Below are 23,941 nucleotides of genomic sequence, written 5' to 3' on the forward strand. Positions count from 1 at the left end.
TTGCTTGGCCCCTGCACCGTGTGATTGGAACGGCTAGTTTTGTGCTGCGCGCCGCGCGAAGGCAAGCGGTGGGATTGCGATTGCAAAGCCAACTAGTGTGAGCATCAGATGGCTCAACCCAGCGATCCCGCCGATGGGGGCTGCGATGCACAAACCCGCAAAAAACAATATCACGCGCAATAACGTGCTAAGTGAGCTTGAATTAAGAGGTCCAACAAAAGCGACGTAGCCTTGTAGGGCTGCAGACAAGAACCAAACCCCGATCAGCGCACAGCCGAGCACAATTGCGACTTCCAGCATCGGACCTTGGCCAATCAACGCTGGATTCAACACGAAAAAGAACGGGATCACATAAATGACGCCACCTAATTTCATGGCTTCAAATCCGGTGCTAAATGCGTTCGCGCCTGCCATTGATGCAGCGGCGAATGCGCCCAAAGCCACCGGCGGTGTGATAAAGCTGACCATGCCCCAATAGAGAATGAACAAATGTACCGCGAGTTCGTTTAGTCCTGCCTGTACAAGTGCTGGGGCTAAAACAACCGCCAAGAAGATGTAGCAAGCGGTGACGGTCATCCCCATGCCAAAGATGAAAGATGTGACCGCGCCCATTATCAACAACATGGTCAATGAGCTGCCAGCCATATGCACCAATTCATTGGCGAGCGGGCCAGTGAGGCCTGTAGCCTGAAACGCCCCAACGATCATGCCGATCCCGAGCAGCACTGCGACAAGTTCTGACAAAGTGCGCCCGACTGAGACGATAATGTTGAGAAACCCCTGCCATGAAACACGGTCGTTCTTGTTGAATTGGTTCACCGCAAGAAGCAAAGCTACCGCGTAAAACGGTGCAGTTTTTTCCCAACGAAAGGCCACCATGAGGAAAATCAAAAGTCCAAAGACCGCGATGTAAAGCCACCCTTCGCGCATGGTTTGCATGACCGCAGGGCGATCTACTTTGGGTAAACCTTTCAAACCGCGACGTGCGGAGTAGGCATCGATTTGCACGAATAGCCCGAAGAAATATAGCAATGATGGTATGGCCGCAGCCAACATGATTTCGACATATGGGCGGCTCAGCCACGACGCGATAACAAAAGCGGTTGCCCCCATGATCGGGGGCATCAAGACGCCGCCAGTTGACGCACAGGCTTCGGTTGCGGCTGCATAGCGCGCGGAAAACCCTGTCTTTTTCATAGCGGGGATAGAGACGGCTCCAGTGGTCAAAACATTTGAAATCACAGAGCCGGACATTGACCCCATAAAGCCTGAGGCAAAGATCGAAACTTTCGCAGCACCACCGCGATATCCGCCGACAAGCGCCATCGCGAGGTTGTTGAAAAACTTGCCGCCGCCGGTGAACTGTAAAACTGCACCGAATAGGATAAAGCCGATTACAAGATTGCCAAAGGCGCGCATAGGTATGCCGAAAGAGGCTTCAGATGAGATCATGAAGTATGGGATCACATCGGTGAATGGTTGAGTGAAGCCATTCAAAGGGTCCGGTACATGTTCTGCAAAAGTGGGATAAAGTGAAAAGACAAGAACGATGCAGAACAATACCATTCCGCCAGCGCGCCGCGTCCCTTCAAGGATTAGAATGTAAAGCGCGATAGACGCCCAAACCGCGCGTTCAGGGGCGGCGTATTCCCAACCGCCATCCAAGCTTGCATCAGCGGTGAACACAAAGAAACTTGTCACCATCAGCGTCGCTATAGCGAGAACCCAATCATAGATCGGGACCTGCGAAGAGGGGGGGCCGAAAGCACGAAAGGTGATGAAAGTAAGACTTAAGAACAAACCTGCGAGCACATAAAGATACATCCCCTCAAGCAAAGAATATCCACCCAAGCGCAGATTAAAGAGCTGGTTTATCGCCACACCAATCGCTGCGAGTGTGAACACAATGATCATCCAACGCGCAGCACCGCTAAAGGTCATTTGCTCTGCTTTGCGTTCAGCTTCAATGGCTGAACTGCCGCGATCGCTCGCACCGGTTTGCTCTGTCATTTCATGCTCAATTTTTGGGTCAAGACGACGTTCGGATGAAAGGGTCAGGTGGGCCCGTAGGCCCATCTGTTTCACGCAGTGGTTCGTTTAGAAAACGACCGCAAATCCACCTGCTTCAAGAGCCTCGCGACGCTTTGCGTCCCATGCCGCTTCCCAATCTGCGGGCGCTTCTGCCTTCAGCTCTTCCCAAGCCGCCATAAGCGCAGCTTGGCGCGCAACAAGGTTGTCGTTGTGCGCTTGAGCTTCATCGGTCCAGACGCCGATTTCCGTGTAATAGCGCACGGCACCTTCATGATAGGGCGCAACCCATTGGAAGTTTTGTTTATCAAGCGCCCAACCATTGATGCCCGGAGCGTTGCCTTTGAAGCTGTCAAAGTTCTCATACATCGCTTTGGTCATGTTATAGGTCAGACCTTCGTCTTGCACCGCGTAGGTCATCAAAACAGGGTAGGCATAGCCTGCAGTTGCGACGCCGTCGGTGTCATCGATCGTTGCGCCGACCGTGGCAGTCATTGGTGTAAAGAACGGCGCGATGGATTGCATGCGCGCGACGCCTTCTGTGTTGCTTGCATCAATAGGGGGCCAATAAACACCGCGCGGACCAGAGGCGGCCTCATAAGCGCGTCCTGAATTGGTCGAGGCGAATGCAGCATCCACGGAGCCATCGATCATGCCAGCCCAGCTGTCGCCAAAGCCGCCAAATTCGACCTTCTCGACATCGTCCCATGTCAATCCGCCATACGCGAGATATGCGCCGTTATTCACATTCAGCGCGGGCGCTCCTTTGACCCAAGCAACGCGCATCCCTTTGAGATCCGCGTAGGTGAACCCTTCGCATCCGGGCTTACCTGCCTTTTCGCAAGCTTCTGCCGCAACAGCGAGCGATAGGCCAACGGCACCACCATTGTTGGCGGCCAAAACGCGCACGGGCTGTGGCCCCCAGTTTTCTGCGCCAAATTGGAACACGCCTTCTTGGGCCATGAACGATCCACCCACGCCGTTCGCCGAAAATTGTACCTTACCCTGGCGAAGGGGTTCTGTGCGGGCAATGTCGTTCTTGCCTGGCAGAACCCGTAGGTTGACGCCGCTCGTTGCTTGCAATGCTGCACCAATCGCGACGGATTGGTTATAGCCTGCAGATCCTGTCCCGTAGGCGGTCCATGTCAGTTGCTTTGGTAGATCATGGCCGTCAGCGAAGACAGCGCTTGATGCGATAGAAATCACCGCTGCTAATTTGAATAAGTGCATAAATTCCTCCCATAGTGACCCTTGGTTTGCAGCACATGCACCCTTCGGGTCTGTAAGGAGTGAACAATGCGAACCCTGCGGGAGTCAATTCCGCTATGCGGAAATAGCGCTTACGCTGCGTCACTTTTTTTACATTGTGGTAGGGGCAAAATAGAAATTTTCACTGCGATCCCTCTAAGCATATCCGCCGTTGGAATGTTGCGGACTATGGCCGCAGGTTCGTTTGGAACGTTATTTCAGAACACTCTGAAGTTACTTTCGTCACTCTTTTGTTTGCTGTATTCTCAATGAAATCAGATGACGTACAGGCTCATCAGAATGAGTTGAGCGCATGTTTAGAAGTCTTAAAAAATAGGCAAAATATCATGGCATTACCTGCTACGATGCGGAAGCAAGGAAACAAAAATGCGGGTCGCGCTGGCCCAAGGCTGCTAAGCGTGAAAACAGCTTGGCGGCTGACACCAAACATGATCCGTGTGGTTTTCGCAGGCCCCGAGCTGGCAGGTTTTCCAGAGGGCCGTGAGGGCGCAAATTGCAAACTGATGATCCCCGAACCGAACGAAACCAAAGACCGCTTTGCTGAGCGTTTGAAAATTGGCCCTGCGCCAGTGCGGCGGACCTATACAGTGCGAAAGTTCGATTCAGCGACGCAAGAACTGACCATCGATTTTGTGGCACATGGGGATGACGGGCCTGCCTCGCGATGGGCAAGTCATGCCAAGTCTGGTGACTTTTTAGGGTTTGGTGGGCCGGGCATGCCCAAATTAGTTGAATTTAGCGCTGATTGGTATTTGGTCGCAGCAGATCCTTCAGCACTTCCCGTTGCCGCCGCCGCCTTAGAGGCGATGCCACGTGATGCGAAAGGTGTGGCGATTTTTGAAGTTACGTCGCAAGAGGATCGTCAGGAGATCGACTCACCTGAGGGTATTGCGGTGCACTGGCTCATTCACCCGTATCCGCATACCCCCTCAACGGCGCAAGAAGCGTTTCTGCGTTCTATGGAATGGCCCGCGGGCCGTGTTCAAACCTGTATCGCCGGAGAATCTGGCGTGATCCGTTCACTGCGCGGATTTCTGGCAAATGAAAAACATGTGCCGCGCGAAGATACCTATATCGCTGGCTATTGGAAAATCGGGCTGATCGAAGATGAACACCAAGTGGCGAAGCGGACAGGTGATCTATGATGGGTCGAAAATGTGAACTTTGGGGTGTAACTGCTCCCGAGTTTTGCGACTGCTAACTCCTCGGTTCGCCGGATCATTTCGCAGTGTTAAGCAAAATACTTGTCTCACTGTTCAAAATGCCACTGATCTCCCGAGTGCGGCGCAGCAATTCATCAAATTCAGGCAAGCTTGAGGTTTCAATCTGAGCAACAAGATCCCAAGCGCCATTGGTGCTGTGAAGGCTTACGATCTCGGGCATACGCTTGAGGGCTTTTACGACGGAAGAAGTTAAATTGCCTTGGACCTCAATCGTCATGACCGCTTTTATGAGATCAAGGCCAACAGAGGCATCGACATCGATTGTGAAGCGTTGAATGACGTTCGAGTTCAAAAGTCGCTCTAGGCTGGTTTGCACGGTTGCCCGCGACAGGCCAAGCTCTTGCGCGATTGTTGTGACAGATGCCCGTGCATTTTGCCTGAGAAGCGCAAGCAGTTTTCTATCTGTTATCGTTAATTCGCTCATCAGCGCACCTTCTTTCAATGTGAACAATAGTCTAATCGATTTGATGAAAATAAGTAACAAAATGTGCAATTTTATGTCTATTTGTACATCGTGTGATGCGAAATACTCTTGAGAGACCAACTCAATGAGGACGCATCACATGTTAAACTGCACATTAGTCGGTGCCCCTGTCGATTGTGGCTCAAGTCAGTTGGGATGCGTAATGGGCCCCGACGCCTTTCGAACCGCGGGTTTGAAACCAACGATCGAAGCGCTTGGGTACAAAGTGCATGACGTTGGTAATATCGCAGGGAAAACCCCGCCTGTTGCGCCGCATCAAAATGAAGCAATCCATCACCTGAGCGAGATTGTGGGTTGGGCGACTGCTTTGGAAGATGCGGCCTATAACGCGATAAAGACTTCAGATTTGCCGATTTTTCTTGGGGGTGATCACGCGCTGTCGATTGGAACAGTTCCCGGAGTAGCGCGATACGCCGCCGAAAATGGGCGCACGCAGTTTGTGTTATGGCTTGACGCGCACCCAGACATTCACTCCCCACTGACAACGACCAGCGGCAATCTGCATGGAACGCCAGTTGCCTATTTTACGGGGCAAGCGGGGTTTGAAAACGTATATCCCGTGTTGCGGCATCCTATTGATCCAATGAATGTTTGTATGATGGGTATTCGTTCGGTTGATCCGTCCGAAAACGATCATCTTGCGCAATGTAACATCGACGTTCACGATATGCGTGCGATTGATGAACGTGGCGTTGCAGATCCTTTGCGGCAATTCCTTCAAAGGGTCAAAGACGCCAATGGCGTTTTGCATGTAAGCTTGGATGTCGATTTCCTGGAGCCTAATATCGCACCTGCCGTCGGTACAACTGTTCCAGGCGGTGCGACCTTCAGAGAAGCACATCTGATCATGGAAATGCTTTGTGACAGTGGCTTGGTGACCTCGCTTGATCTGGTCGAACTCAATCCATTCCTTGATGAGCGTGGGCGTACTGCCACGCTGATGGTTGATCTGTGCGCCAGTCTACTGGGCCGCAAAGTCTTGGATAGACCGACCCGCAGCTACTGATCGTGCTTAAGTGACCACTGAAGAAAGATATGCAATGACTGCCTCTTCTCAACTGACCCCTTCTAAATTGGCGATGGTTCCTTTTGTAAGCGTCGATAACATGATGAAAATCGTGAATACGATTGGGCCTGCAAAGATCATCGCGGAAATCGCAGACTACATTGAAGCGGATTTCTTGCGTTGGGATACGTTCGATAAAACGCCACGTGTTGCTGCGCATTCCAAGGAAGGCGTGATCGAACTGATGCCCACAAGCGATGGCGAAACCTATGGCTTTAAATATGTGAATGGTCATCCCGCCAATATGGCACGCGGCTTTCAAACGGTGACTGCATTTGGCGTTTTGGCGCGTGTAGACAATGGGTATCCCGTTCTCTTTTCCGAAATGACTATTTTGACCGCGTTGCGTACCGCAGCGACTTCTGCACTGGTGGCTAAATATCTTGCACCCAAAAACTCCAAAACCATGGCGGTGATTGGCAATGGCGCGCAATGTGAATTTCAGGCGCTTGCGTTCAAGGAAGTTGTGGGCATAGAAACTGTTCGCCTTTTTGATATCGACCCGACAGCGACGCAAAAAACAGTGCGCAATTTGGCTGAAAGTGGTCTCAACGTTGTTGCGTGCTCTAGCGCGGAAGAGGCTGTGGCAGGTGCTCAGATTGTGACGACGTGTACTGCAGACAAGCAATATGCGACCATTTTGACGGACAATATGATTGGCTCCGGCATCCACATCAATGCAATCGGTGGGGACTGTCCGGGCAAAACCGAACTGCATAAAGATATCTTGTTGCGCTCAGACATTTTTGTTGAATATCCACCGCAAACCCGCATCGAGGGTGAAATCCAACAGTTGGCCGAAGATCATCCTGTGACCGAGCTTTGGCAGGTGATGGCAGGTCAGGCGCAAGGTCGCACGTCAGAGGGTCAAATCACGCTTTTCGATAGTGTGGGTTTCGCGACAGAAGACTTTTCAGCTCTGAGGTACATTAAGGACCAATTAGAGCGCACAGGGCATTTCGTTGAGCTCGATCTTCTTGCTGACCCAGACGATCCAAGGGATCTTTTTGGGATGGTGCAGCGCGCAGTATTTTAGGATTTAGTTGGGCGGGCTGGCAGAACCCAAGGGTTTGATTGACTATATTTCGTTTTGAAACGCGCAATTTCATCGCTGTGGTGTTGCGTCAAATCAATGTCGTCCCATCCATTTATTAGCTTTATGCGCCAGGTTTCATCAAGCGTGAAATCGGTATTCTCATAGCCAATTAACGCTGTCTGATCATCCAGATTGATCGATGCTTCGCAGGTGCCCGCGCCGAGTTGCGTAAGCAAATTTTCGTATGTCGCCACTTCGATATGCGCAGGCAAGAGCCCGTTGTTTACAGCGTTGCTTGAAAAAATGTCGCCGAAGCTGGGGGCAAAAACAGCGCGAAACCCTGCGTCGACAAGGGCATAGACCGCAGCCTCACGGGATGATCCGCTACCAAAGTTGGGGCCTGCAATGAGCACAGTTGCATTTGAAAACTGGTTTATCACGAAATCACTGCGCAGTTCGCCTGCCTCAGTGCGGCGCAGATCATGGAGAAGGTAATCGCCATATCCTTGTGTGCGTGGCACGGACATAAAACGCGCTGGAATTAGCTGATCTGTGTCAACATTAGCGCGCGCCAAAGCAACTGCTTGTCCATGATGTGTGCGCCAGCCTGCCACTACAGATCACCTTCGTTTAGCAGTTTGCGAACATCGTATATTTTGCCGGTCACCGCCGCTGCGGCCACCATGGCAGGTGACATCAAATGTGTGCGCGATCCACGGCCTTGGCGGCCTTTGAAGTTGCGGTTTGTGGAGGAGGCGCAGCGCTTGCCGCTTGGCACAAGATCGCCGTTCATGCCGACGCACATCGAACATCCTGAAGCGGCCCACTCCAAACCGGCATCGATGAATATTTTGTCCAATCCTTCGCGCTCTGCCTGCGCTTTTATGAGTTGTGAGCCGGGGGATACCAGTCCAGGTACTTTTGCGCGGCGCCCTTGTAAAACATTGGCTGCGGCGCGCAAATCTTCGATGCGGCCATTGGTGCATGAACCGATAAACACCTGATCAACGGGCGTGCCTTCAAGCGGTTGCCCTGCAATGAGCCCCATGTACTCAAGTGCCTCTTTCGTCTGAGGATTCTGCGCATATTCAACCGGTAGCCTCGCAGTCACTGGCAAGGCTTGTTCCGGGCTATTGCCCCATGTGACAGTCGGGGCGATATCTGCAGCGTCTATGTGTACATCGATGTCGAAAGTGGCCCCTTCGTCGGAGCAAAGCGCGTCCCATGCGGTGGTTGCAGTATGCCAGTCGTCACCTTTAGGTGCATAAGGGCGCCCTTTGATAAAGGCTCTGGTCGTCTCGTCAGGGGCAATCATGCCAAAGCGCGCCCCGCCTTCAATCGAGAGGTTGCAAAGTGTCATGCGGGCCTCCATCGAGAGCGCGCGAATTGCGCTGCCGGCATATTCCACTGCGTGACCTTGCGCGCCACCGGTGCCCAAACTAGCAATCCAGTTCAATGCGATGTCTTTTGCACTTACACCAGCACTAAGTGTGCCATCGACAGTGATCCGCATCGCCTTTGGCTTCTTTTGCCAGATGGTTTGCGTCGCAAGCACATGAGCAACTTCGGTCGCGCCTATGCCAAATGCCAGCGCGCCAAAGGCACCATGGGTCGATGTGTGGCTATCACCACAATTTATCAGCAGGCCGGGCAGTGTGATGCCTTGTTCAGGTCCAACCACATGCACGATGCCTTGCGCGGGGTTGTGCAAGTCGAAAATCTCCAAACCGTGCTGACGCGCATTCGAGCGGAGTGTTTCGATCATATACGCAACTTGTGGATCCTTGATCTGCGCACGCTCTCGCGTGGGGGCGTAGTGATCAACAATTGCGAAGGTTAGGTCAGGGGCGGCGACCGCAAATTTGCGCGCGCCAATCTTGGCGAAGGCATGATGCGACCCCTCGTGCACAAGATGACGATCCACGGCGAGCAGCGAAACACCATCCTCGCGTTTCAAAACTTCATGAGAGGTCCATAGCTTATCCAGAAGTGTTTGCGGCTGGGTCATAGCTTTACTTGCTCTGCTGGGCCTTGATCGCCCTGATCGCTTTGACCGATCGCCGGCTCCCAGTGACGCCCCATGCCATCGCCAACGCGGGTCAATGGCATCTCAAGACTGAACATATCGGGGCGATAGAGTCCGGACAAAAATTCGACCCCTTTGCCCGTCGCATCCCGCACCACGCGCTTTAGCGAAAGCAAGGCAGACCCTTCCGCTACATTAAGCGCTTCGGCCACCTCTGGCCCAGCGAGAGCCGCCGACACAGACTGATGCGCGGCGTCGATTTGCACGCCGCTGCGCTCGAGCAATTTGAACAAAGGCGTCGTGGCGAGATCATTTTCAGAGTAGTTTTGAGCGACCAGTGTAGGCACATAGGTCGTAAGATACGAAAAGGGCACTCCGTCTGATGCACGCACGCGGATAGCAATTTGCGCCTTTTCAGCAGGATCCAGCCCTAACGCTTTGGCCACCTGAAAGGGTGGGTGGCTGTATGAGAATGACAAAAGTCGCGCCGTCGTCGCTTGTCCCATTTCAACAAGTTGCGGCATCAGCGTGTTGAAATTCAAAGCCGTACGTTTGTCGCTTATGGCTTTGCTGCGCACGCGGGTGCCGCTGCCAACGCGCTTTTCGATCAAGCCGCGTTCATTGAGGGCATCCAAGGCACGCCTGACTGTGACTCGCGACACCGAATAAGTTTCAGCAAGCCGTTGTTCACCCGGAAGCGTTTCGCCGTCACACAAACGACCATCGGTGATTTGATCATGCAGTGACAAGTAAACACGCCGCGCTTTTGCGCCTTCGGGCAACAGGGTTGAACTTTGGCTTTCCAATATTGGGCGCCCTTTTAGAATACGACTTGTTGAAGCGGTGTGTGAGAAAGAAATACAGATAGTCGCTGTATTGCAAGTAAAAGTTGACTTACAGAAGATACACAAGTTGTATTGCAAAAAATACAGGTTGGCTTTGGAGGGCAGAATGCTGATTGCAGTTATCGAAAGCTTCAAGAAAATGATCCAGAAGTCACGCTCTGCTTGGGCACAGCTTTGATGGATCCGGTGCAGCTTGTTCGCTCTTTCCTTGCGGCGATGGAGGCGCGCGATATCGCACTTGCGCAGAGCTTCCTTGCCGATGGTTTTGAAATGACTTTTCCTGGAACGGCTCCCATGCACAAGTTGCAAGAGCTGATCGCGTGGTCTGCCCCACGTTATAAATTTGTCACCAAAACCTATGACGGGTTTGATGCCATACCTAGCGAAAGTCATGCCGCGATCGTGTACTGTCGTGGGACGCTTTCGGGGGAATGGCCCGATGGAACCGCGTTTGAAGGTATCCGCTTCATTGATCGCTTCGAGGTCGTTGCAGACAAGTTAATCAAACAAGAGGTTTGGAATGACATCGCAGAAACAAAGGCGAATGCATGATGGAAATTGACCCAATCACCCTGTCCGTTCTTGCCGGGCGGATGGAGCAAATTGCGGATGAGATGGACGCAACCCTGTTTCGCGCAGCCTTTAATCCGATCATCGCGGAAGCACATGACGCGAGCCATGGGCTCTATCACGCTTCGACAGGTGACACTTTGGTTCAGGGCAAATCAGGGCTGCCCATTTTTGTTGGGGTCATGTCCTTCGCGGTGCAGGCCGTTATCGAAAAGGCGGCAAAAGACGGTGACCTTACAGATGGGGACATCTACATTTTCAACGATGCGCATATCGGCGGCACACACTTAAGCGACATGCGGCTTGTGCGGCCCTATTACCGCGACGGACAACTGTTTTGCTACTTAGCTTCGGTGGGGCATTGGCATGATGTGGGCGGCGCGGTGCCAGGGAATTATAATCCTGCTGCGACAGACGTGTTTCAGGAAGCGTTTGTACTGCCCCCTGTCAAACTGGCGCGTGCAGGCAAGATCAATCAAGACATCATCGATATTTTATTGCGAAACACGCGTTTGCCGCAATCTGCGATGGGGGATTTGAACGGTCAGCTTGGTGCGCTCGACTTGGGTATCAAGCGGATGGATGAGCTGCTTGATGAATATAGCGGCCCAACGGTCGCTTCGGCGCTTGATGCGCTGGGTCACCGCGCAGAAGCTTTGATGCGCGCAGAGCTGACAGACCTTCCGAATGGGCGTTGGGAGGCCGAGGATTTTCTGGACAACGATGGGATCGTGGATGAACCGCTCTCAATTAAAGTCGCTCTCGAAATCAAAGACGATCAAATGACGCTCGATTTTACGGGATCAGCGCCGCAATGCGCAGGGCCTGTGAATATTGCGCTGCCAACGACGGTCGCGACAGCCTATGTCGCGGTGAAACACATCTTTCCCGCATTGCCCGCCAACGCCGGTGTAATGCGTCCGATTGATGTGATTGTGCCTGAAGGGTCGCTTTTATCAGCAGTGTTCCCAGCGCCCACAGGTGGGTACACGGAAACAATTTTGCGTATGATTGATGTAGTGTTTTCCGCCTTCGCCAAGGCGGCCCCAACGCGCGTCGTCGCGAATGCTTATGGCACGATTAACGCGCTGTCGATTGCGGGAAAACGCGCGAACGGGCAACCTTGGGTGATGTTCAGCTTTTATGGTGGGGGGCATGGTGGATCTGTCGAAACCGATGGATTGAATCACGGAAATGCGCCTATCTCGACAGCGACAATCCCGCCGATGGAGATTCTTGAAGCGGCCTATCCGGTGATGTTTCGAACATGGGGCCTGCGCGCAGACAGTGGCGGGCATGGCACACAGCGCGGCGGTGTGGGGGCAATCTACGAAATCGAAGTTCTAGAGGACAACGGTGCCGAAGCCTTCTTGTTTGGAGAGCGTGGGAAATTCGCACCCAAAGGCATTGTGCAAGGTGAAGAGGGGGCAATGAATGTCTTTTCTTATGAGCAAGACGAGGGTTGGCAAAACCCGCCGCTGGTCTCCAAGATGCGCGGCATAAAATTGCGCCAAGGCCAAGCTGTCCGTTTGGAAACCCCAGGTGGGGGGGGATATGGCCCTGCATCGGCGCGCGCGGCGCGTGATATCGCGCGTGACGTTGCGCGCGGACTGGTGAGTGCCAATGCGGCGGATCAAGCCTATGGCATAGATTGGCGCGAGGCTGGACCATGAACAAACGTATGATTGGTGTCGATGTTGGCGGCACATTTACAGATGTCTTCGTTTTGAATGAAGATGAGGGGACTGCCACCGTTGCTAAAGTTCCCACAACACGCCCTGATCAATCGGGCGGTTTTTTGGATGGGATCAAGCAGGAGGTCACTGATCTTAGGGATGTTTCGGTGGTTGTGCATGGCACGACGGCAGGAACGAACGCTTTGCTGGAGCGCAAAGGCGCCAAGACAGGCGTGATCTGTACCACCGGCTTGCGTGATGTTTTGGAAATGCGTCGTCGCGATAGGCCGCGTACATGGGGTTTGCGTGGTGATTTTGATCCTGTTGTGGATCGACGTAACCGTTTGGAAGTGCCTGAGCGGACTTTAGCGGATGGCTCTATCCGAACGCCGGTAGACATAGATGCGGTGCGCGATGCTGCGCAACAATTACAGCGTGATGGGTGCGAGGCGGTCGCGATCTTGTTTGCAAACGCCTATGCCAATTCCACGAACGAAGCGAAGGCCGTGGCGGCGGTACGTGACATCTGGCCAAATGCGCATGTTTCGGCCAGCCACGAGATTTTGCCTGAAATTCGTGAGTTCGAACGCTTTTCTACGACAGCATTGAATGCTTATTTGCAGCCTGAAATCTCTGGCTATCTGGGTCGATTGGAAACCGCGCTGCGCGATGGCGGCTTTGATGGCGAATTCATGATCGTGCAATCCAATGGTGGCGTGATGGCCGTTGATACCGCATGTAAATTGCCCGTGCGCACAGCTTTGTCTGGTCCCGCAGCAGGTGTTATCGCAGCGGGCTACATTGCTGGGTCTGCTGGTTTTGACAATGTGATTACCGGCGACATGGGGGGTACTAGTTTTGACGTGTCACTGATCCACAATGGCGAATCTATTTTGTCACCGCAAACGTCGATTGATTTTGGGATGGTGGTGCGTACACCGATGATTGAGATCACGACAATTGGTGCCGGCGGTGGTTCAATTGCTTGGGTCGACAAGGGTGGATTGTTGAATATTGGCCCTGAAAGCGCTGGTTCTAACCCCGGTCCGGTGGCTTATGGTTTGGGCAATGATCGCCCCACAGTGACTGACGCAAATGTCGTTTTAGGGCGCATTGATCCGGACAATCCGATTGGCGGCAAATTGGAACGGCTTGATGTGGAAGCCGCGTCTCATGCAATTGATGTTCACGTAGGAAGCCCATTGGGGTTGACGACTTTGCAAGCGGCGGAAGCGATTTTAACTGTGGCGAACAGCCGGATGGCGGGTGCGATCCGTTTGGTGGGGATTGAACGTGGATTTGATCCAAAACGCTTTGCGTTCATGCCGTTTGGTGGGGGTGGCGCGCTTCATGCTGGAGCGATGCTCGCAGAGACTGGGATCGCGCGCGCGATTGTGCCGCGTTATCCTGGTGTGACCTCTGCAATGGGATGTGTCATCGCGGATATGCGGCAGGACTTCGTGCAAACGATTAACACTTTGGTCGCAGCGTTGGATGCGGATGTCCTTGCAAGCTTTATGCAATCCCATGTGGATCAGGGCATGGCCTTGCTTGATGCGTCGCGCACTAAATTTGAGAGCCGCGAGCTGAGTTTTGAGTTGGACATGGCCTATATTGGTCAAACCCACACGGTGCCCGTGCCGATCATTGTCGAGGTGATTGATGGTCAGGTTGTCGTGCCTACGAAGGAGCAAATCGAAACGGCGTTCGATGCTGCCTACCAAGCTAGTTTTGGACGTCTGCTCAATGGCGGTGTGCGTCGTATTTTGAACCTGCGCAGTGCGGTGACCGGCAAAAGGCCCAAGTTTGACCTTGCGACCTTGGCACCAAATGGGGGCGGCCGTGTTGAAGCGGTTTCGCATCGCCGCGTGCATTTCGGCTCAAAGTGGCATGAAACTGCGATTTATGATCGCCTGAGCTTGCCCGTCGGCACCGTGATCAAAGGCCCGGCAATTCTTACTCAACCCGATACGACAGTGTTGATTGAGCCAGATCTGGAAGGGCGCGTCGATGCCTTTGGCAATACGATTATCGAGACACAAAAGGTGGCGTCATGAGTAACCCAAGAACTTGGGACCTGTCCCGCACAGCCTTGCTCAGTATTGATCTGCAAAACGACTTTATACATCCTGAGGGAGCTTATGGCCGGGCAGGCCAATCAGCCGCCTCGATTGCTGCTTTGCCTGATCGGGTGGCACCCTTGATCGCGGCGTTGCGCGCGCATGGGGGGCGCTATTTCTCTGCTCAGTTTACCTTGGTGCCAGACCGCGACGGCACACCATTAATTGCACCGCATTTGAAAGAGCTACGTCCCTTTCTTGGCAAAGGCGACTTTGCGCCGGGATCGTTTGGCCACACGGTTGTTGATACCTTGTATCCAGCGGATTTTGTTGTTGAAAAGGTTGCTTATTCTGCCTTTTACCAAACTCGCCTTGAATACATCATGCGCGCTGTTGGGGTGGAAAACCTGATTGTCTGCGGGATCGTTACCAATGGCGGTGTTGCCTCGACCCTGCGCGACGCACATCTGCGCAATATCGAAACGGTCATGCTTAGTGATGGATGCGCGGCTTTCAACCAAGACGTTCATGATGCGACGCTCTTATCGCTTGGGACGGTCTCACATCAGATGAGCTGTGCAGATGCGCAAACATGGTTGGAGGGCGCAGCATGAGCCTGAAAACCCGTTTGCAAAGCAACAAGATTTTGATGGCCCCTGGCGTCTATGATGGTTTGAGCGCTGCATTGGCCACTGATGCCGGATTTGAGGCGCTTTATTTAAGTGGAGCCGCAGTCGCCTACACGCGGTTAGGCCGCCCAGACATTGGGCTAAGCACTGCAAGCGAGATGGCTGACACAATGGCGCTGATTGCCGACCGCACGCCTTTGCCTGTGATTATTGATGCGGACACAGGGTTTGGAAACGCGCTGAATGCGCAACGCACGATGCGAGTCTATGAGCGTGCAGGTGCTTCGGCTTTGCAGCTGGAGGATCAAACCTATCCCAAGCGGTGCGGGCACCTTGCAGATAAAACGTTGATCTCAAGCGCTGAAATGGCTGGCAAGATTGCTGCGATGGCTGATGCGCGCGCAAGTGAAGACACTTTGATCATTGCGCGCACCGACGCAATCGCGGTGGAGGGGTTTTCTGCAGCGCTTGATCGTGCGCAGACCTATATTGAAGCTGGAGCAGACGTGTTGTTTATTGAGGCCCCAAAAACGCGCGCGCAGCTTGAAACCATCGGAACGCAATTTTCAGCGCGTATCCCGCTACTAGCGAATATGGTGGAAGGGGGTGCGACACCGATTACAGGCGCTGATGACTTAGAAGAACAAGGGTTTTCAATCGTTATTTTTCCGGGCGGGATTGTGCGTGCATTGGCGCGTACCGCGAAAGACTATTATCAAAGCCTGCGGAGCAATGGATCGAATAAACCGTTTGCAGAGCGTATGTTCGATTTTGATGGTTTGAACGATGTGATCGGCACGAAAGAACAATTAGAACGTGGCGCGCGATACGGCGCAGACGAGTGAAGTTCTTATATGGCCAAGGTCGTGCACTAAAAGCCCATTGCGGCACCGTCTTTGCGCGGGTCTGAACCGGCGGCATATCCTTGATCATCGAGCCTACAAATTAGCTGCGCACCGCCAAAGCCAAAGGCGTTGTCAGGGGATTCAAGCGAGATCTCGTGCCCCATTGCAGACAGTGCCGCTATTGTTGCGCTGGGCATTGTATCTTCACACGCGATGCTCATCCCTTTGACAAATCGCCAGCGCGGTGCATCAACCGCCATTTGGGGGTCCTGTTTCCAAAGTTGCGTGCGCAATACCATTTGCACATGCCCTTGGGCTTGCATTGGGCCGCCCATCACACCAAAGCTCATGATTGGGCCGTTTGGCCCTTTTAAAAATCCCGGAATGATCGTTTGGAATGGTCGCTTGTTTGGGCCGACGCAATTTTGATTGCTTGGATCTGTCGAGAAACCGGCACCGCGATTTTGAAGTGCAATGCCAGTCTCGGGCACGACAACGCCGGAGCCAAATCCCGCATAATTCGACTGAATGAACGATACCATCATGCCAGAGGCGTCTGCGGCGCTCAGATAGACCGTGCCACCATTTTTGGGCGCGCCAATGTTAAAGTCTTGCGCTTTTTCTGGATCGATTAGAGCCGCGCGGGTCGCGAGATAGGTTTCATCCAAAAGATCAGACGCTGACACATCTGTCATATGTTCTGGATCGGCGACGAAGTTTTCAACATCCACTAGGGCAAGTTTCATGGCTTCAATCTGAAGATGAAACGCACGTGGATCATCTGCGCTAAGCTCGCGAATAGACGTGTGTGATAGAATGCCCAAAGCCATAAGTGCTGCTATCCCCTGACCGTTTGGCGGGATTTCATGCAGCTCCACATCATCAAATTTTTGAGCGATGGTACCGCACCAATCTGCTTTGTGGGCGGCCATGTCGTCAAGAGTAAGAGCAGCGCCATGTTGCGATGCAAAATCACATATGGATTGGGCTAATGGTCCTTTATAAAACGCCTCGCCTTTTGTATCTGCAATTTGCTTAAAGGTCTTGGCCAAGGGCTTGTTTATAAATCGCTCGCCTGCTTTTGGGGGTTGGCCGTTGGGCAAAAAGGCTTCTGCAAACCCCGGGTATTCGCCAAGTTCAACGGCAGCGCGCTGCCAAAGTTGCGCTATCACGGGCGTAACGATAAAGCCGTTTTGCGCATAATTGATCGCTGGTTCAAAAAGCTCGCTGAATGGCAAGGCACTAAATCGTTCTGACAAAGCTACCCAAGCGGAGACGGCACCGGGCACTGTCACGCTTTCCCAGCCTCGGAATGGCATTTCTTTGTGCTGTGCAAAACGCTCTGGTGTCCAAGCTGCGGGGGAGCGTCCTGATGCATTGAGACCATGCAATTCTTTTCCATTCCAAACAATTGCAAAGGCGTCAGACCCGACTCCGTTTCCGGAGGGTTCGACAAGGGTTAGTGTAATCGCTGTGGCAATCGCTGCATCCACTGCGTTGCCGCCGCGCTTGAGCATTGTCAGACCTGCTTGCGCGGCCAAAGGGTGGGACGTTGCAACCATGTTATCTGCGAAAACTGCTGAGCGACGCGATGGGTAGTGATGGTTCGCACGAAATTCCATGAGAGTACTTTCTTTCAAGTTATGTTTCGATTTAACGCGCGTTCAAAACCCGTCAATCAAGTGTTTTGCCATCATCATATGGACGCCTTTTTCGCGATTGACGGTCTGTGTGATGCGCAGATCCCCAGCCAAGCTACAAAGCATATAGGCGTCTTCGGCGCTAATGCCGGCACGTTGTGAAACAAGTGTGATCATATCGCGTAAGGCCATTTCAACGCAGACTTCAAGGTCAGGTGCCATGCCCATCGTGATGTAATGAGTTTTGGTCTCTGCCTGTGGATAGCTGAGCCCTTTGTCTTTTAATACCGTCAGGCGAAACCGTCCGCGCAGCGCAGTTTCGATCGCTGTGACGCAGACTTCGCCATCGCCTTGCGCGCCGTGACCGTCGCCGCACGAAAACAATGCTCCTTCAGCAAAAACAGGCAGATAAAGTGTCGTGCCGGCAATCAGCTCTTTATTGTCGAGATTGCCACCATGAACCCTTGGCTCAATCGTGGAAATGCGGCCCCAAGCTGGGGGCGGCGCGACGCCCATCACACCAAAAAAAGGGGAAAGCTCCAATTCCAATCCCCAAGGCAATGTCGCGATACCGCGCTTTGCATCAAGCGGGATGATGGTCTGGTGTTGGTTGGGGAAATCGTTTGGCAGCGTGCCTTTCAACGGACCAAAGAAGTTGAAGCCCCAGTCTTGGCGCAGCGACACTTCCAATATATCAACTTGCAAGACATCGCCGGGCAAAGCGCCTGAAACGGCGACAGGACCCGTGAGAATATGCCCCGGCATCGCAGGAACGCCAGCAGCATGTAACTCAAGAAGTTCTGGCGGAACTTGGAAGCCGGAACTGGGTAAATTCTGCGGGCCGCCGGAAATGGTGTCGATTGTAATTTCGTCGCCACTTTCTATTGTCATTGCCGGTACGAGCGTTGCGTCGAAATAGCCCCAATGACAAGTTTCAATCGATGCGCTCAAGGTTTGATGTGTCATAGCGTATGCCTTCGATTTACTTACTTTCGGCCAAGATCGTTTCAATCAAGATTTGCACTCTCAACGCTTCATCCAACGTTGCCAAGCGGTTCGGTTTGCCGTGCAAGCATAGCGCGAGATGATCCAATTGGGCTTTCAAACCGGTGGCTCTAGGGTCGGCTGGCGTGTCTCCAGTTGGTATGAAGTCGCCGCCAGACGATATGGCGTCATTCAAAAAGTTGGAAATGCGTCTGCTGGTTTTTGAGCCCTTTATCGTGACTTCTTGTCTGTCAGGCTGCGCGCCACCGACACTGCCCATCAGCGTCACAGGAAGCCCTTCGGCGTTTAGCAATCGCGCTGCGACATGTGTTTCGCACAAATCCGACTGTTCTGGGTAGCTGGAATGCGCCCAGACCAATTCCAAGGGTCCCAGAACACGCTCACTAAAGAACAAAAAGTGCGAGATCACTTCACGGGTCATGCCGCCCTCATCGCGAAAGCGCAGCCAGTCTGCCGCCTTTTGCCATTCACGTGGCCAATTTGCATAGGTCACAATGATATCAACGCCCATGAGCTGACCCAGCGCGCCGGTTTCAATCGCGTCTGAAACGTCTCGCAAGGGGGCACCGGCGGCTTGTGTGAAGTTGACAGCAGCAGGCACGCCCAAGGCTTTAAGCGCGGTGACCATTTCGCGGCTTTCGTCCACGTCAATGCCCAACGGTTTCTCAAGGAATACAGCTTTGCCTTGCTGTGCGGCAGCAATCGCGTAGGCCTTGCGGGGCGCTGGCGGGCAGGCAAGATAGACAAGATCCGCATGTGCAATTGCATCTTCAGCACTTAACGCTTGATGTGCCGTGGGAGCCATTTTCTTGGCGGTGTCGCAGGCGGTTGGGTCTGGATCCCAAATTGCAGTGACAGCAAATTCAGGGTGCAGCGACATATTCTCAAGCATACGCTGTCCCATAATGCCTAAGCCGATAATTGCTGTTCTGAATGCCATGGTGTTCTCTTCAAATGGGTCGCTGTCGTTGGTCCCATAGCGCCATAGAACGCGACGCATTACCAGAGTTTAAGTGACGTCGCCGCCGTAGTGTACGTCAATGAACATGCCGTGCGCAGTGAGGCGAGCAAACCAAACGTTCGTGCTGCGAGCGCTTACAGATGTGCTGGTATATCGCACCGGTATCGCGCATGATAGACGATCACTCCTTTATTGATTGAAATTCTTAAAATGAAAAATGTCTCACAGCACGTCTTACACCCCCTTAGCGTGATTGGCTGGCGTGAATGTATCAGCCTACCCGAACTTGGCCTAAATGATTTTGCAATTAAGGTCGATACAGGGGCAAAGACGACAGCGCTGCATGCAGAAGACATCACCGTTTTTCACAAAGAGGGCGTCAAATGGGTGCGCTTTCGCCCGCCGGCCATGCACGGATCTGTGCAACAGATCTGTGAATTCCCGGTGTTCACCAAACGCGATATTACCAATACCAGCGGGACGCCGGAAACACGCATCGTTATTCGCACGGCTTTGATCCTTGCTGGCCGCAAATGGAAAATTGATATTTCACTGACAGATCGGGGAACAATGCGCTTCCCTCTTATTTTGGGCCGCCGCGCCCTTCGCAACAAAAACATCGTCGTGCATCCAAGCCAATCATACCTTGTAAGCGACAAACCCTCTTTTGAAGGATCAAAGCTATGAAGATCGCAATGCTTGCTCGAAATGCCGAACTCTACAGCCACAAACGTCTGAAAGAAGCCGCAGAAGAACGCGGGCATACGCTGGATATCATCAATACATTGCGCTGCTATATGAACATCGCTTCGCGCAGGCCTGAAGTGTATTACAATGGCGAAAAGCTCGTGGGCTATGACGCTGTTATTCCGCGCATTGGCGCTTCAATCACATTTTACGGCACGGCGGTGTTGCGGCAGTTTGAAATGCAGGGTGTTTACCCTTTGAACGAAAGCGTGGGGATTGGCCGGTCTCGGGATAAATTGCGTTCTATGCAGTTGCTTGCGCGCGACGGTATCGGTCTACCTGTCACGACATTTGCACATGATCCCAAGCAAACCGAAGAAGTGCTGGAACTTGCAGGCGGCGCTCCTGTTGTCATCAAGCTTTTGGAAGGCACGCAAGGGATCGGGGTTGTTCTGGCGGATACCAAGCGATCTGCGAAGTCTGTGGTCGAAGCTTTTCGTGGGGCTGGCGTCAACATCCTGTTGCAAGAGTTTATCAAAGAAGCGGGCGGGTCTGATATCCGCGCTATCGTCGTTGGTGGCAAAGTGGTGGCCGCAATGAAACGGACCGGCGCGGATGGGGATTTTCGCTCTAACTTGCATCGCGGCGGGTCTGCAGAGGTGATCAAGCTCTCACCAGAAGAACGTTCCACGGCTATTCGAGCGGCCAAAGCGATGGGGTTAAACGTATGCGGTGTCGATATGCTGCGCGCCAATCACGGACCCGTGGTGATGGAAGTGAACTCGTCGCCAGGATTAGAGGGCGTAGAAAAAGCAACCGGCTTGGACATTGCGGGCAAGATCATTGAATACCTTGAAAAACACGCGAAACCCAACGCGACCAAAACGAAGGGCAAAGGATGAGCAAACGCGCTAGTTTCGAGATCGCAGGCGAGCAGATCGCGGCTGGAACACGTAGAACCGTCAATATCCCTGTCAGCACGCTGTCAGATCATACGCCCGTCACGCTTTCTGCGCATGTTATTCATGGCCGTCGTGAGGGGCCTACGATTTTTGTCAGCGCTGGCATCCATGGTGACGAAGTCATCGGTGTGGAAATTGTGCGGCGTTTGTTGCGTACAAAAAACCTCAAGTCCCTGCATGGCACGCTGATCGTTGTGCCGATTGTGAACACCTTCGGTTTTCTCAATCACTCGCGGTATTTACCGGACCGTCGTGACTTAAACCGTTGTTTCCCGGGCTCGCCAAATGGATCCTTGGCGTCGCGACTTGCACATATTTTTATGGAAGAAATTGTTTTGCGTTGCTCGTTGGGGATTGATCTTCATTCAGCGGCAGTTCACCGGACAAACTTGCCGCAAATGCGCGTCTCAGCGAGCAACAAAAAGACATTGGCTTTGGCTAAGGAATTTGGTGCGCCGGTTATTCTGACCAGTGCGTTGCGTGATGGCAGTTTGCGCCAAGAGGCCAAGAAGATCGGCGTTGATGTCCTGCTATACGAAGCAGGGGAAGGCATGCGGTTTGATGAAATGTCCGTGCGTGCGGGAGTGGCTGGAATTTTGCGTGTGCTAAAAGCCGTTAAGATGCTGCGCGTGGCAGGTATCGCCAAGCCCAAAGCGCGTTCAATTCTATGTTCTAACAGCAATTGGCTTCGTGCACCCGCTGGTGGGTTGCTTCGCATGTTCAAAAGTGAGGGTGATCTTGTCGAAGAGGGCGATGTCGTCGCCGCAATTTCTGATCCTTTTGGGGACGATGAAATTGACGTGATAACGCGCTATTCGGGTATCATCGTGGGCCGCGCTATGATGCCCATCGTTCATGAAGGCGACGCATTGTTGCATGTCGCAGCTGTTCAGTCTGCAGATTTGGCGGAAGCTGCGGTGGATGATTTGGCCACTCAGCTTGAAGAAGCCCCCCTTTTTGATGAAGATGAGATTATATAGAGGTATTTCCCCCTGATCATTGTCGACGGCGATACGGTAGGCTGTAATATGCTGCCCACAACAATCACCACTTTAGGATATGCGATGCACATCCTCGTCCAAGACGGTCACGTCGCGTCACGCGTGCTCGATGAATTATATGCGTTACCGGAACATCAATTGGATGCGATAACGTCTCATTGGAAATGCAGCAGTAAAATCCTCAAATAATTGTTTCTGACAAGCAGATTCTGAAACCTGTCTCAGAGGGCCGGCGAGCCTAATAATTTTGGTCAAAGCCGTTGATCAAGCGGAGTTTATCTAAAGTGATCGTTTCGCAGGCTGCAAATTACGCAAAAAATTTAAGCAGCTCGACGCCGGTTGATAAAATTTTCAGCAAAAATCGGTGTATTAAAATAATTGGTGTCCCGACCGCTTTCGTTTTGAACGTCAGTGAACAAGGGTCTGGTTGTCCGAGGACGGACATTTCAGTGCCACGCGAGGGTGCAATCCTGGCAGATAACGACCCCCGCATGGCTGCAACAAGAAGCTGCGTAACTCGCATAGCATTTAGACTGGGCCTTGCCTAGCAAACGCACGTTATGCGCCGCGAAATTTTAGGGGATTTTCCTTTGTCACTTCGTTCCACTCTGCTCTCAACACTCTCTGCTAGCGTCCTTTGCGTCGCTGGTTCCGCTGCTGTCGCTGAATGTGCTGACCCAATCAAAGTCGGTGTTTTACATTCCTTGTCTGGGTCTATGGCGATTTCTGAAACAACGCTGAAAGACGCGATGCTCATGCTGATCGAACAGCAAAATGCCAAAGGCGGCTTGCTTGGCTGTGAATTGGAAGCTGTCGTTGTCGATCCTGCATCAGATTGGCCGTTGTTTGCTGAAAAAGCGCGTGAGCTTTTGACAGTTAACGAAGTCGATGTGATCTTTGGCAACTGGACTTCTGTGTCACGCAAATCCGTCTTGCCTGTCATCGAAGAATTGAACGGTTTGCTCTTCTACCCCGTGCAGTACGAGGGCGAAGAAAGCTCCAAGAACGTGTTTTACACAGGTGCCGCGCCAAACCAGCAAGCAATTCCTGCGACAGACTATTTCCTTGAAGAACTGGGCGTCGAAAAGTTCGCATTGTTGGGGACAGACTATGTTTATCCGCGTACGACGAACAACATTCTTGAGTCCTATCTCATGGACAAGGGTATCGCGTCGGAAGATATTTTTGTGAACTACACGCCATTTGGCCAATCTGATTGGGCTACCATTGTCGCGGACGTCGTGGCGCTGGGTGAAGATGGCAAGCAAGTTGGCGTGATTTCCACGATCAACGGTGATGCAAACATTGGATTTTACAAAGAGCTGACTGCTGCGGGCATCTCGGCTGACGATATTCCCGTCGTTGCCTTCTCTGTTGGTGAGGAAGAGTTGTCAGGCTTGGATACATCCAACCTGGTGGGCCACTTGGCAGCCTGGAACTATTTCCAATCTGCCGAATCTGACGCGAACACAGACTTCATCGCAGCATGGAAAGCCTTTGCGGGTGAAGAGCGTGTGACAAACGATCCGATGGAAGCACACTATATTGGCTTCAACATGTGGGTGAACGCGGCGACAGCGGCTGGAACAACAGATGTCGATGCGGTGCGTACAGCGATGTATGGACAGGAATTCCCTAACCTGACCGGCGGTACTGCGGTCATGTTGCCAAACCACCATTTGGCGAAGCCTGTCCTGATTGGTGAGATCCAGGCGGATGGTCAATTCGACATCATTAGCCAGACGACCGAAGTGCCAGGCGATGCTTGGACAGATTTCTTGCCAGCATCTGCAGTGCTCAAGTCAGATTGGAAAGACCTTGGCTGTGGTATGTATAACGTTGAAACAGAAACCTGCATTCAGCTGACATCTAACTACTAAGCCTTGCTGGCAGGCGCGCAGTCTCTCCCTCGAAATCTCTGTGCGCCT

Annotated in this window: 21 protein-coding genes; 12 read left to right on the plus strand and 9 right to left on the minus strand. The window is 52.7% G+C overall.

The features are described from left to right. Window positions 1-33 precede the first annotated feature (33 nt). Window positions 34-2,010 (minus strand): TRAP transporter permease, encoded by a 1,977-nt coding sequence (locus ACTG3Z_RS01605; RefSeq protein WP_439140898.1) that lies wholly within the window; start codon window positions 2,008-2,010, stop codon window positions 34-36. Between the two features lie 87 nt (window positions 2,011-2,097). Continuing rightward, entirely contained in the window at window positions 2,098-3,258 is a 1,161-nt protein-coding gene (locus ACTG3Z_RS01610; RefSeq protein WP_439140899.1) for a TAXI family TRAP transporter solute-binding subunit, read from the minus strand. A gap of 365 nt (window positions 3,259-3,623) precedes the next feature. Between ACTG3Z_RS01610 and ACTG3Z_RS01615 the strand changes: the two genes are divergently transcribed. Further along, entirely contained in the window at window positions 3,624-4,442 is an 819-nt protein-coding gene (locus ACTG3Z_RS01615) for a siderophore-interacting protein (RefSeq protein WP_439140900.1), read from the plus strand. 73 nt (window positions 4,443-4,515) lie between these two features. Here ACTG3Z_RS01615 and ACTG3Z_RS01620 read toward each other — a convergent pair whose 3' ends face one another. Then, window positions 4,516-4,944: an Lrp/AsnC family transcriptional regulator gene (locus ACTG3Z_RS01620; RefSeq protein WP_439140901.1), complete on the minus strand. Its 429-nt coding sequence runs from the start codon at window positions 4,942-4,944 to the stop codon at window positions 4,516-4,518. Window positions 4,945-5,083: 139 nt separating this feature from the next. Here ACTG3Z_RS01620 and rocF point away from each other — a divergent pair, with 139 nt between their 5' ends. Both rocF and ACTG3Z_RS01630 read left to right on the plus strand, forming a co-directional pair. Next, window positions 5,084-6,010: an arginase gene (gene rocF, locus ACTG3Z_RS01625; RefSeq protein WP_439140902.1), complete on the plus strand. Its 927-nt coding sequence runs from the start codon at window positions 5,084-5,086 to the stop codon at window positions 6,008-6,010. 34 nt (window positions 6,011-6,044) lie between these two features. Further along, window positions 6,045-7,106, plus strand: coding sequence for an ornithine cyclodeaminase (locus ACTG3Z_RS01630; protein ID WP_439140903.1), 1,062 nt, complete (start codon window positions 6,045-6,047; stop codon window positions 7,104-7,106). Here ACTG3Z_RS01630 and leuD read toward each other — a convergent pair. The 3 genes from leuD to ACTG3Z_RS01645 are packed head-to-tail and all read right to left on the minus strand — an operon-like array spanning window position 7,103 to window position 9,938. Beyond that, window positions 7,103-7,720: a 3-isopropylmalate dehydratase small subunit gene (gene leuD / locus ACTG3Z_RS01635; protein ID WP_439140904.1), complete on the minus strand. Its 618-nt coding sequence runs from the start codon at window positions 7,718-7,720 to the stop codon at window positions 7,103-7,105. The genes ACTG3Z_RS01630 and leuD overlap by 4 nt on opposite strands. Beyond that, a complete protein-coding gene (gene leuC / locus ACTG3Z_RS01640; protein ID WP_439140905.1) occupies window positions 7,720-9,114 on the minus strand; it encodes a 3-isopropylmalate dehydratase large subunit in 1,395 nt (464 codons plus the stop codon). The genes leuD and leuC overlap by 1 nt, the downstream gene beginning before the upstream one ends. Next, window positions 9,111-9,938 (minus strand): GntR family transcriptional regulator, encoded by an 828-nt coding sequence (locus ACTG3Z_RS01645; protein WP_439140906.1) that lies wholly within the window; start codon window positions 9,936-9,938, stop codon window positions 9,111-9,113. The genes leuC and ACTG3Z_RS01645 overlap by 4 nt, the downstream gene beginning before the upstream one ends. Window positions 9,939-10,049: 111 nt before the next feature. On the opposite strand from ACTG3Z_RS01645, the gene ACTG3Z_RS01650 reads away from it, so the two are divergent. From ACTG3Z_RS01650 to ACTG3Z_RS01670, 5 genes are read left to right on the plus strand one after another with little or no spacing between them, the layout of a single operon-like run. Further along, window positions 10,050-10,529, plus strand: coding sequence for a nuclear transport factor 2 family protein (locus ACTG3Z_RS01650; protein WP_439140907.1), 480 nt, complete (start codon window positions 10,050-10,052; stop codon window positions 10,527-10,529). Next, window positions 10,526-12,220 carry a hydantoinase B/oxoprolinase family protein gene (locus ACTG3Z_RS01655; protein ID WP_439140908.1) on the plus strand — a complete coding sequence of 565 codons (1,695 nt, stop codon included), beginning with the start codon at window positions 10,526-10,528 and terminating at the stop codon, window positions 12,218-12,220. Before ACTG3Z_RS01650 ends, ACTG3Z_RS01655 begins: the two co-directional genes overlap by 4 nt. Further along, entirely contained in the window at window positions 12,217-14,280 is a 2,064-nt protein-coding gene (locus tag ACTG3Z_RS01660; protein ID WP_439140909.1) for a hydantoinase/oxoprolinase family protein, read from the plus strand. The genes ACTG3Z_RS01655 and ACTG3Z_RS01660 overlap by 4 nt, the downstream gene beginning before the upstream one ends. Then, window positions 14,277-14,897: a cysteine hydrolase family protein gene (locus tag ACTG3Z_RS01665; RefSeq protein WP_439140910.1), complete on the plus strand. Its 621-nt coding sequence runs from the start codon at window positions 14,277-14,279 to the stop codon at window positions 14,895-14,897. The genes ACTG3Z_RS01660 and ACTG3Z_RS01665 overlap by 4 nt, the downstream gene beginning before the upstream one ends. After that, window positions 14,894-15,757: an isocitrate lyase/PEP mutase family protein gene (locus ACTG3Z_RS01670; protein ID WP_439140911.1), complete on the plus strand. Its 864-nt coding sequence runs from the start codon at window positions 14,894-14,896 to the stop codon at window positions 15,755-15,757. Before ACTG3Z_RS01665 ends, ACTG3Z_RS01670 begins: the two co-directional genes overlap by 4 nt. A gap of 26 nt (window positions 15,758-15,783) precedes the next feature. Here the strand turns inward: ACTG3Z_RS01670 and ACTG3Z_RS01675 are convergent, their stop codons facing one another. Genes ACTG3Z_RS01675 through ACTG3Z_RS01685 form a run of 3 tightly spaced genes read right to left on the minus strand, consistent with a single transcriptional unit; the run spans window position 15,784 to window position 19,342 of the window. Further along, window positions 15,784-17,379, minus strand: coding sequence for a gamma-glutamyltransferase family protein (locus ACTG3Z_RS01675; protein WP_439140912.1), 1,596 nt, complete (start codon window positions 17,377-17,379; stop codon window positions 15,784-15,786). 42 nt (window positions 17,380-17,421) lie between these two features. After that, complete coding sequence (locus tag ACTG3Z_RS01680; RefSeq protein ID WP_439140913.1) at window positions 17,422-18,363, minus strand: acetamidase/formamidase family protein; 942 nt, start codon at window positions 18,361-18,363, stop codon at window positions 17,422-17,424. Window positions 18,364-18,379: 16 nt separating this feature from the next. After that, a complete protein-coding gene (locus ACTG3Z_RS01685) occupies window positions 18,380-19,342 on the minus strand; it encodes a Gfo/Idh/MocA family protein (protein WP_439140914.1) in 963 nt (320 codons plus the stop codon). Between the two features lie 231 nt (window positions 19,343-19,573). On the opposite strand from ACTG3Z_RS01685, the gene ACTG3Z_RS01690 reads away from it, so the two are divergent. The 4 genes from ACTG3Z_RS01690 to urtA all read left to right on the plus strand — a co-directional run bounded on the left by ACTG3Z_RS01690 (window position 19,574) and on the right by urtA (window position 23,893). Beyond that, window positions 19,574-20,050: an ATP-dependent zinc protease family protein gene (locus ACTG3Z_RS01690; RefSeq protein WP_439140915.1), complete on the plus strand. Its 477-nt coding sequence runs from the start codon at window positions 19,574-19,576 to the stop codon at window positions 20,048-20,050. Continuing rightward, entirely contained in the window at window positions 20,047-20,952 is a 906-nt protein-coding gene (rimK, locus tag ACTG3Z_RS01695; RefSeq protein WP_439140916.1) for a 30S ribosomal protein S6--L-glutamate ligase, read from the plus strand. Before ACTG3Z_RS01690 ends, rimK begins: the two co-directional genes overlap by 4 nt. Continuing rightward, on the plus strand, window positions 20,949-21,992 hold the full coding sequence (locus ACTG3Z_RS01700; protein ID WP_439140917.1) for a succinylglutamate desuccinylase/aspartoacylase family protein: 1,044 nt from the start codon (window positions 20,949-20,951) through the stop codon (window positions 21,990-21,992). Before rimK ends, ACTG3Z_RS01700 begins: the two co-directional genes overlap by 4 nt. Window positions 21,993-22,603: 611 nt before the next feature. Next, complete coding sequence (gene urtA, locus ACTG3Z_RS01705; RefSeq protein ID WP_439140918.1) at window positions 22,604-23,893, plus strand: urea ABC transporter substrate-binding protein; 1,290 nt, start codon at window positions 22,604-22,606, stop codon at window positions 23,891-23,893. Window positions 23,894-23,941 lie beyond the last annotated feature (48 nt).

It is taken from the genome of Planktotalea sp., from assembly GCF_965659345.1.
GTDB lineage: Bacteria > Pseudomonadota > Alphaproteobacteria > Rhodobacterales > Rhodobacteraceae > Planktotalea.

What these genes read in the sequence shown, in the direction of transcription:
- ACTG3Z_RS01630 (WP_439140903.1), top strand. Translation starts at nt 6,045, where the DNA reads ATGACTGCCTCTTCTCAACTGACCCCTTCTAAATTGGCGATGGTTCCT.
- ACTG3Z_RS01685 (WP_439140914.1), bottom strand. Translation starts at nt 19,342, where the DNA reads ATGGCATTCAGAACAGCAATTATCGGCTTAGGCATTATGGGACAGCGT.
- ACTG3Z_RS01610 (WP_439140899.1), bottom strand. Translation starts at nt 3,258, where the DNA reads ATGCACTTATTCAAATTAGCAGCGGTGATTTCTATCGCATCAAGCGCT.
- rimK (WP_439140916.1), top strand. Translation starts at nt 20,047, where the DNA reads ATGAAGATCGCAATGCTTGCTCGAAATGCCGAACTCTACAGCCACAAA.
- ACTG3Z_RS01675 (WP_439140912.1), bottom strand. Translation starts at nt 17,379, where the DNA reads ATGGAATTTCGTGCGAACCATCACTACCCATCGCGTCGCTCAGCAGTT.
- rocF (WP_439140902.1), top strand. Translation starts at nt 5,084, where the DNA reads ATGTTAAACTGCACATTAGTCGGTGCCCCTGTCGATTGTGGCTCAAGT.
- ACTG3Z_RS01620 (WP_439140901.1), bottom strand. Translation starts at nt 4,944, where the DNA reads ATGAGCGAATTAACGATAACAGATAGAAAACTGCTTGCGCTTCTCAGG.
- ACTG3Z_RS01700 (WP_439140917.1), top strand. Translation starts at nt 20,949, where the DNA reads ATGAGCAAACGCGCTAGTTTCGAGATCGCAGGCGAGCAGATCGCGGCT.
- ACTG3Z_RS01615 (WP_439140900.1), top strand. Translation starts at nt 3,624, where the DNA reads ATGGCATTACCTGCTACGATGCGGAAGCAAGGAAACAAAAATGCGGGT.
- leuC (WP_439140905.1), bottom strand. Translation starts at nt 9,114, where the DNA reads ATGACCCAGCCGCAAACACTTCTGGATAAGCTATGGACCTCTCATGAA.
- ACTG3Z_RS01660 (WP_439140909.1), top strand. Translation starts at nt 12,217, where the DNA reads ATGAACAAACGTATGATTGGTGTCGATGTTGGCGGCACATTTACAGAT.
- ACTG3Z_RS01655 (WP_439140908.1), top strand. Translation starts at nt 10,526, where the DNA reads ATGATGGAAATTGACCCAATCACCCTGTCCGTTCTTGCCGGGCGGATG.
- ACTG3Z_RS01670 (WP_439140911.1), top strand. Translation starts at nt 14,894, where the DNA reads ATGAGCCTGAAAACCCGTTTGCAAAGCAACAAGATTTTGATGGCCCCT.
- ACTG3Z_RS01605 (WP_439140898.1), bottom strand. Translation starts at nt 2,010, where the DNA reads ATGACAGAGCAAACCGGTGCGAGCGATCGCGGCAGTTCAGCCATTGAA.
- ACTG3Z_RS01690 (WP_439140915.1), top strand. Translation starts at nt 19,574, where the DNA reads ATGAAAAATGTCTCACAGCACGTCTTACACCCCCTTAGCGTGATTGGC.
- ACTG3Z_RS01665 (WP_439140910.1), top strand. Translation starts at nt 14,277, where the DNA reads ATGAGTAACCCAAGAACTTGGGACCTGTCCCGCACAGCCTTGCTCAGT.
- ACTG3Z_RS01680 (WP_439140913.1), bottom strand. Translation starts at nt 18,363, where the DNA reads ATGACACATCAAACCTTGAGCGCATCGATTGAAACTTGTCATTGGGGC.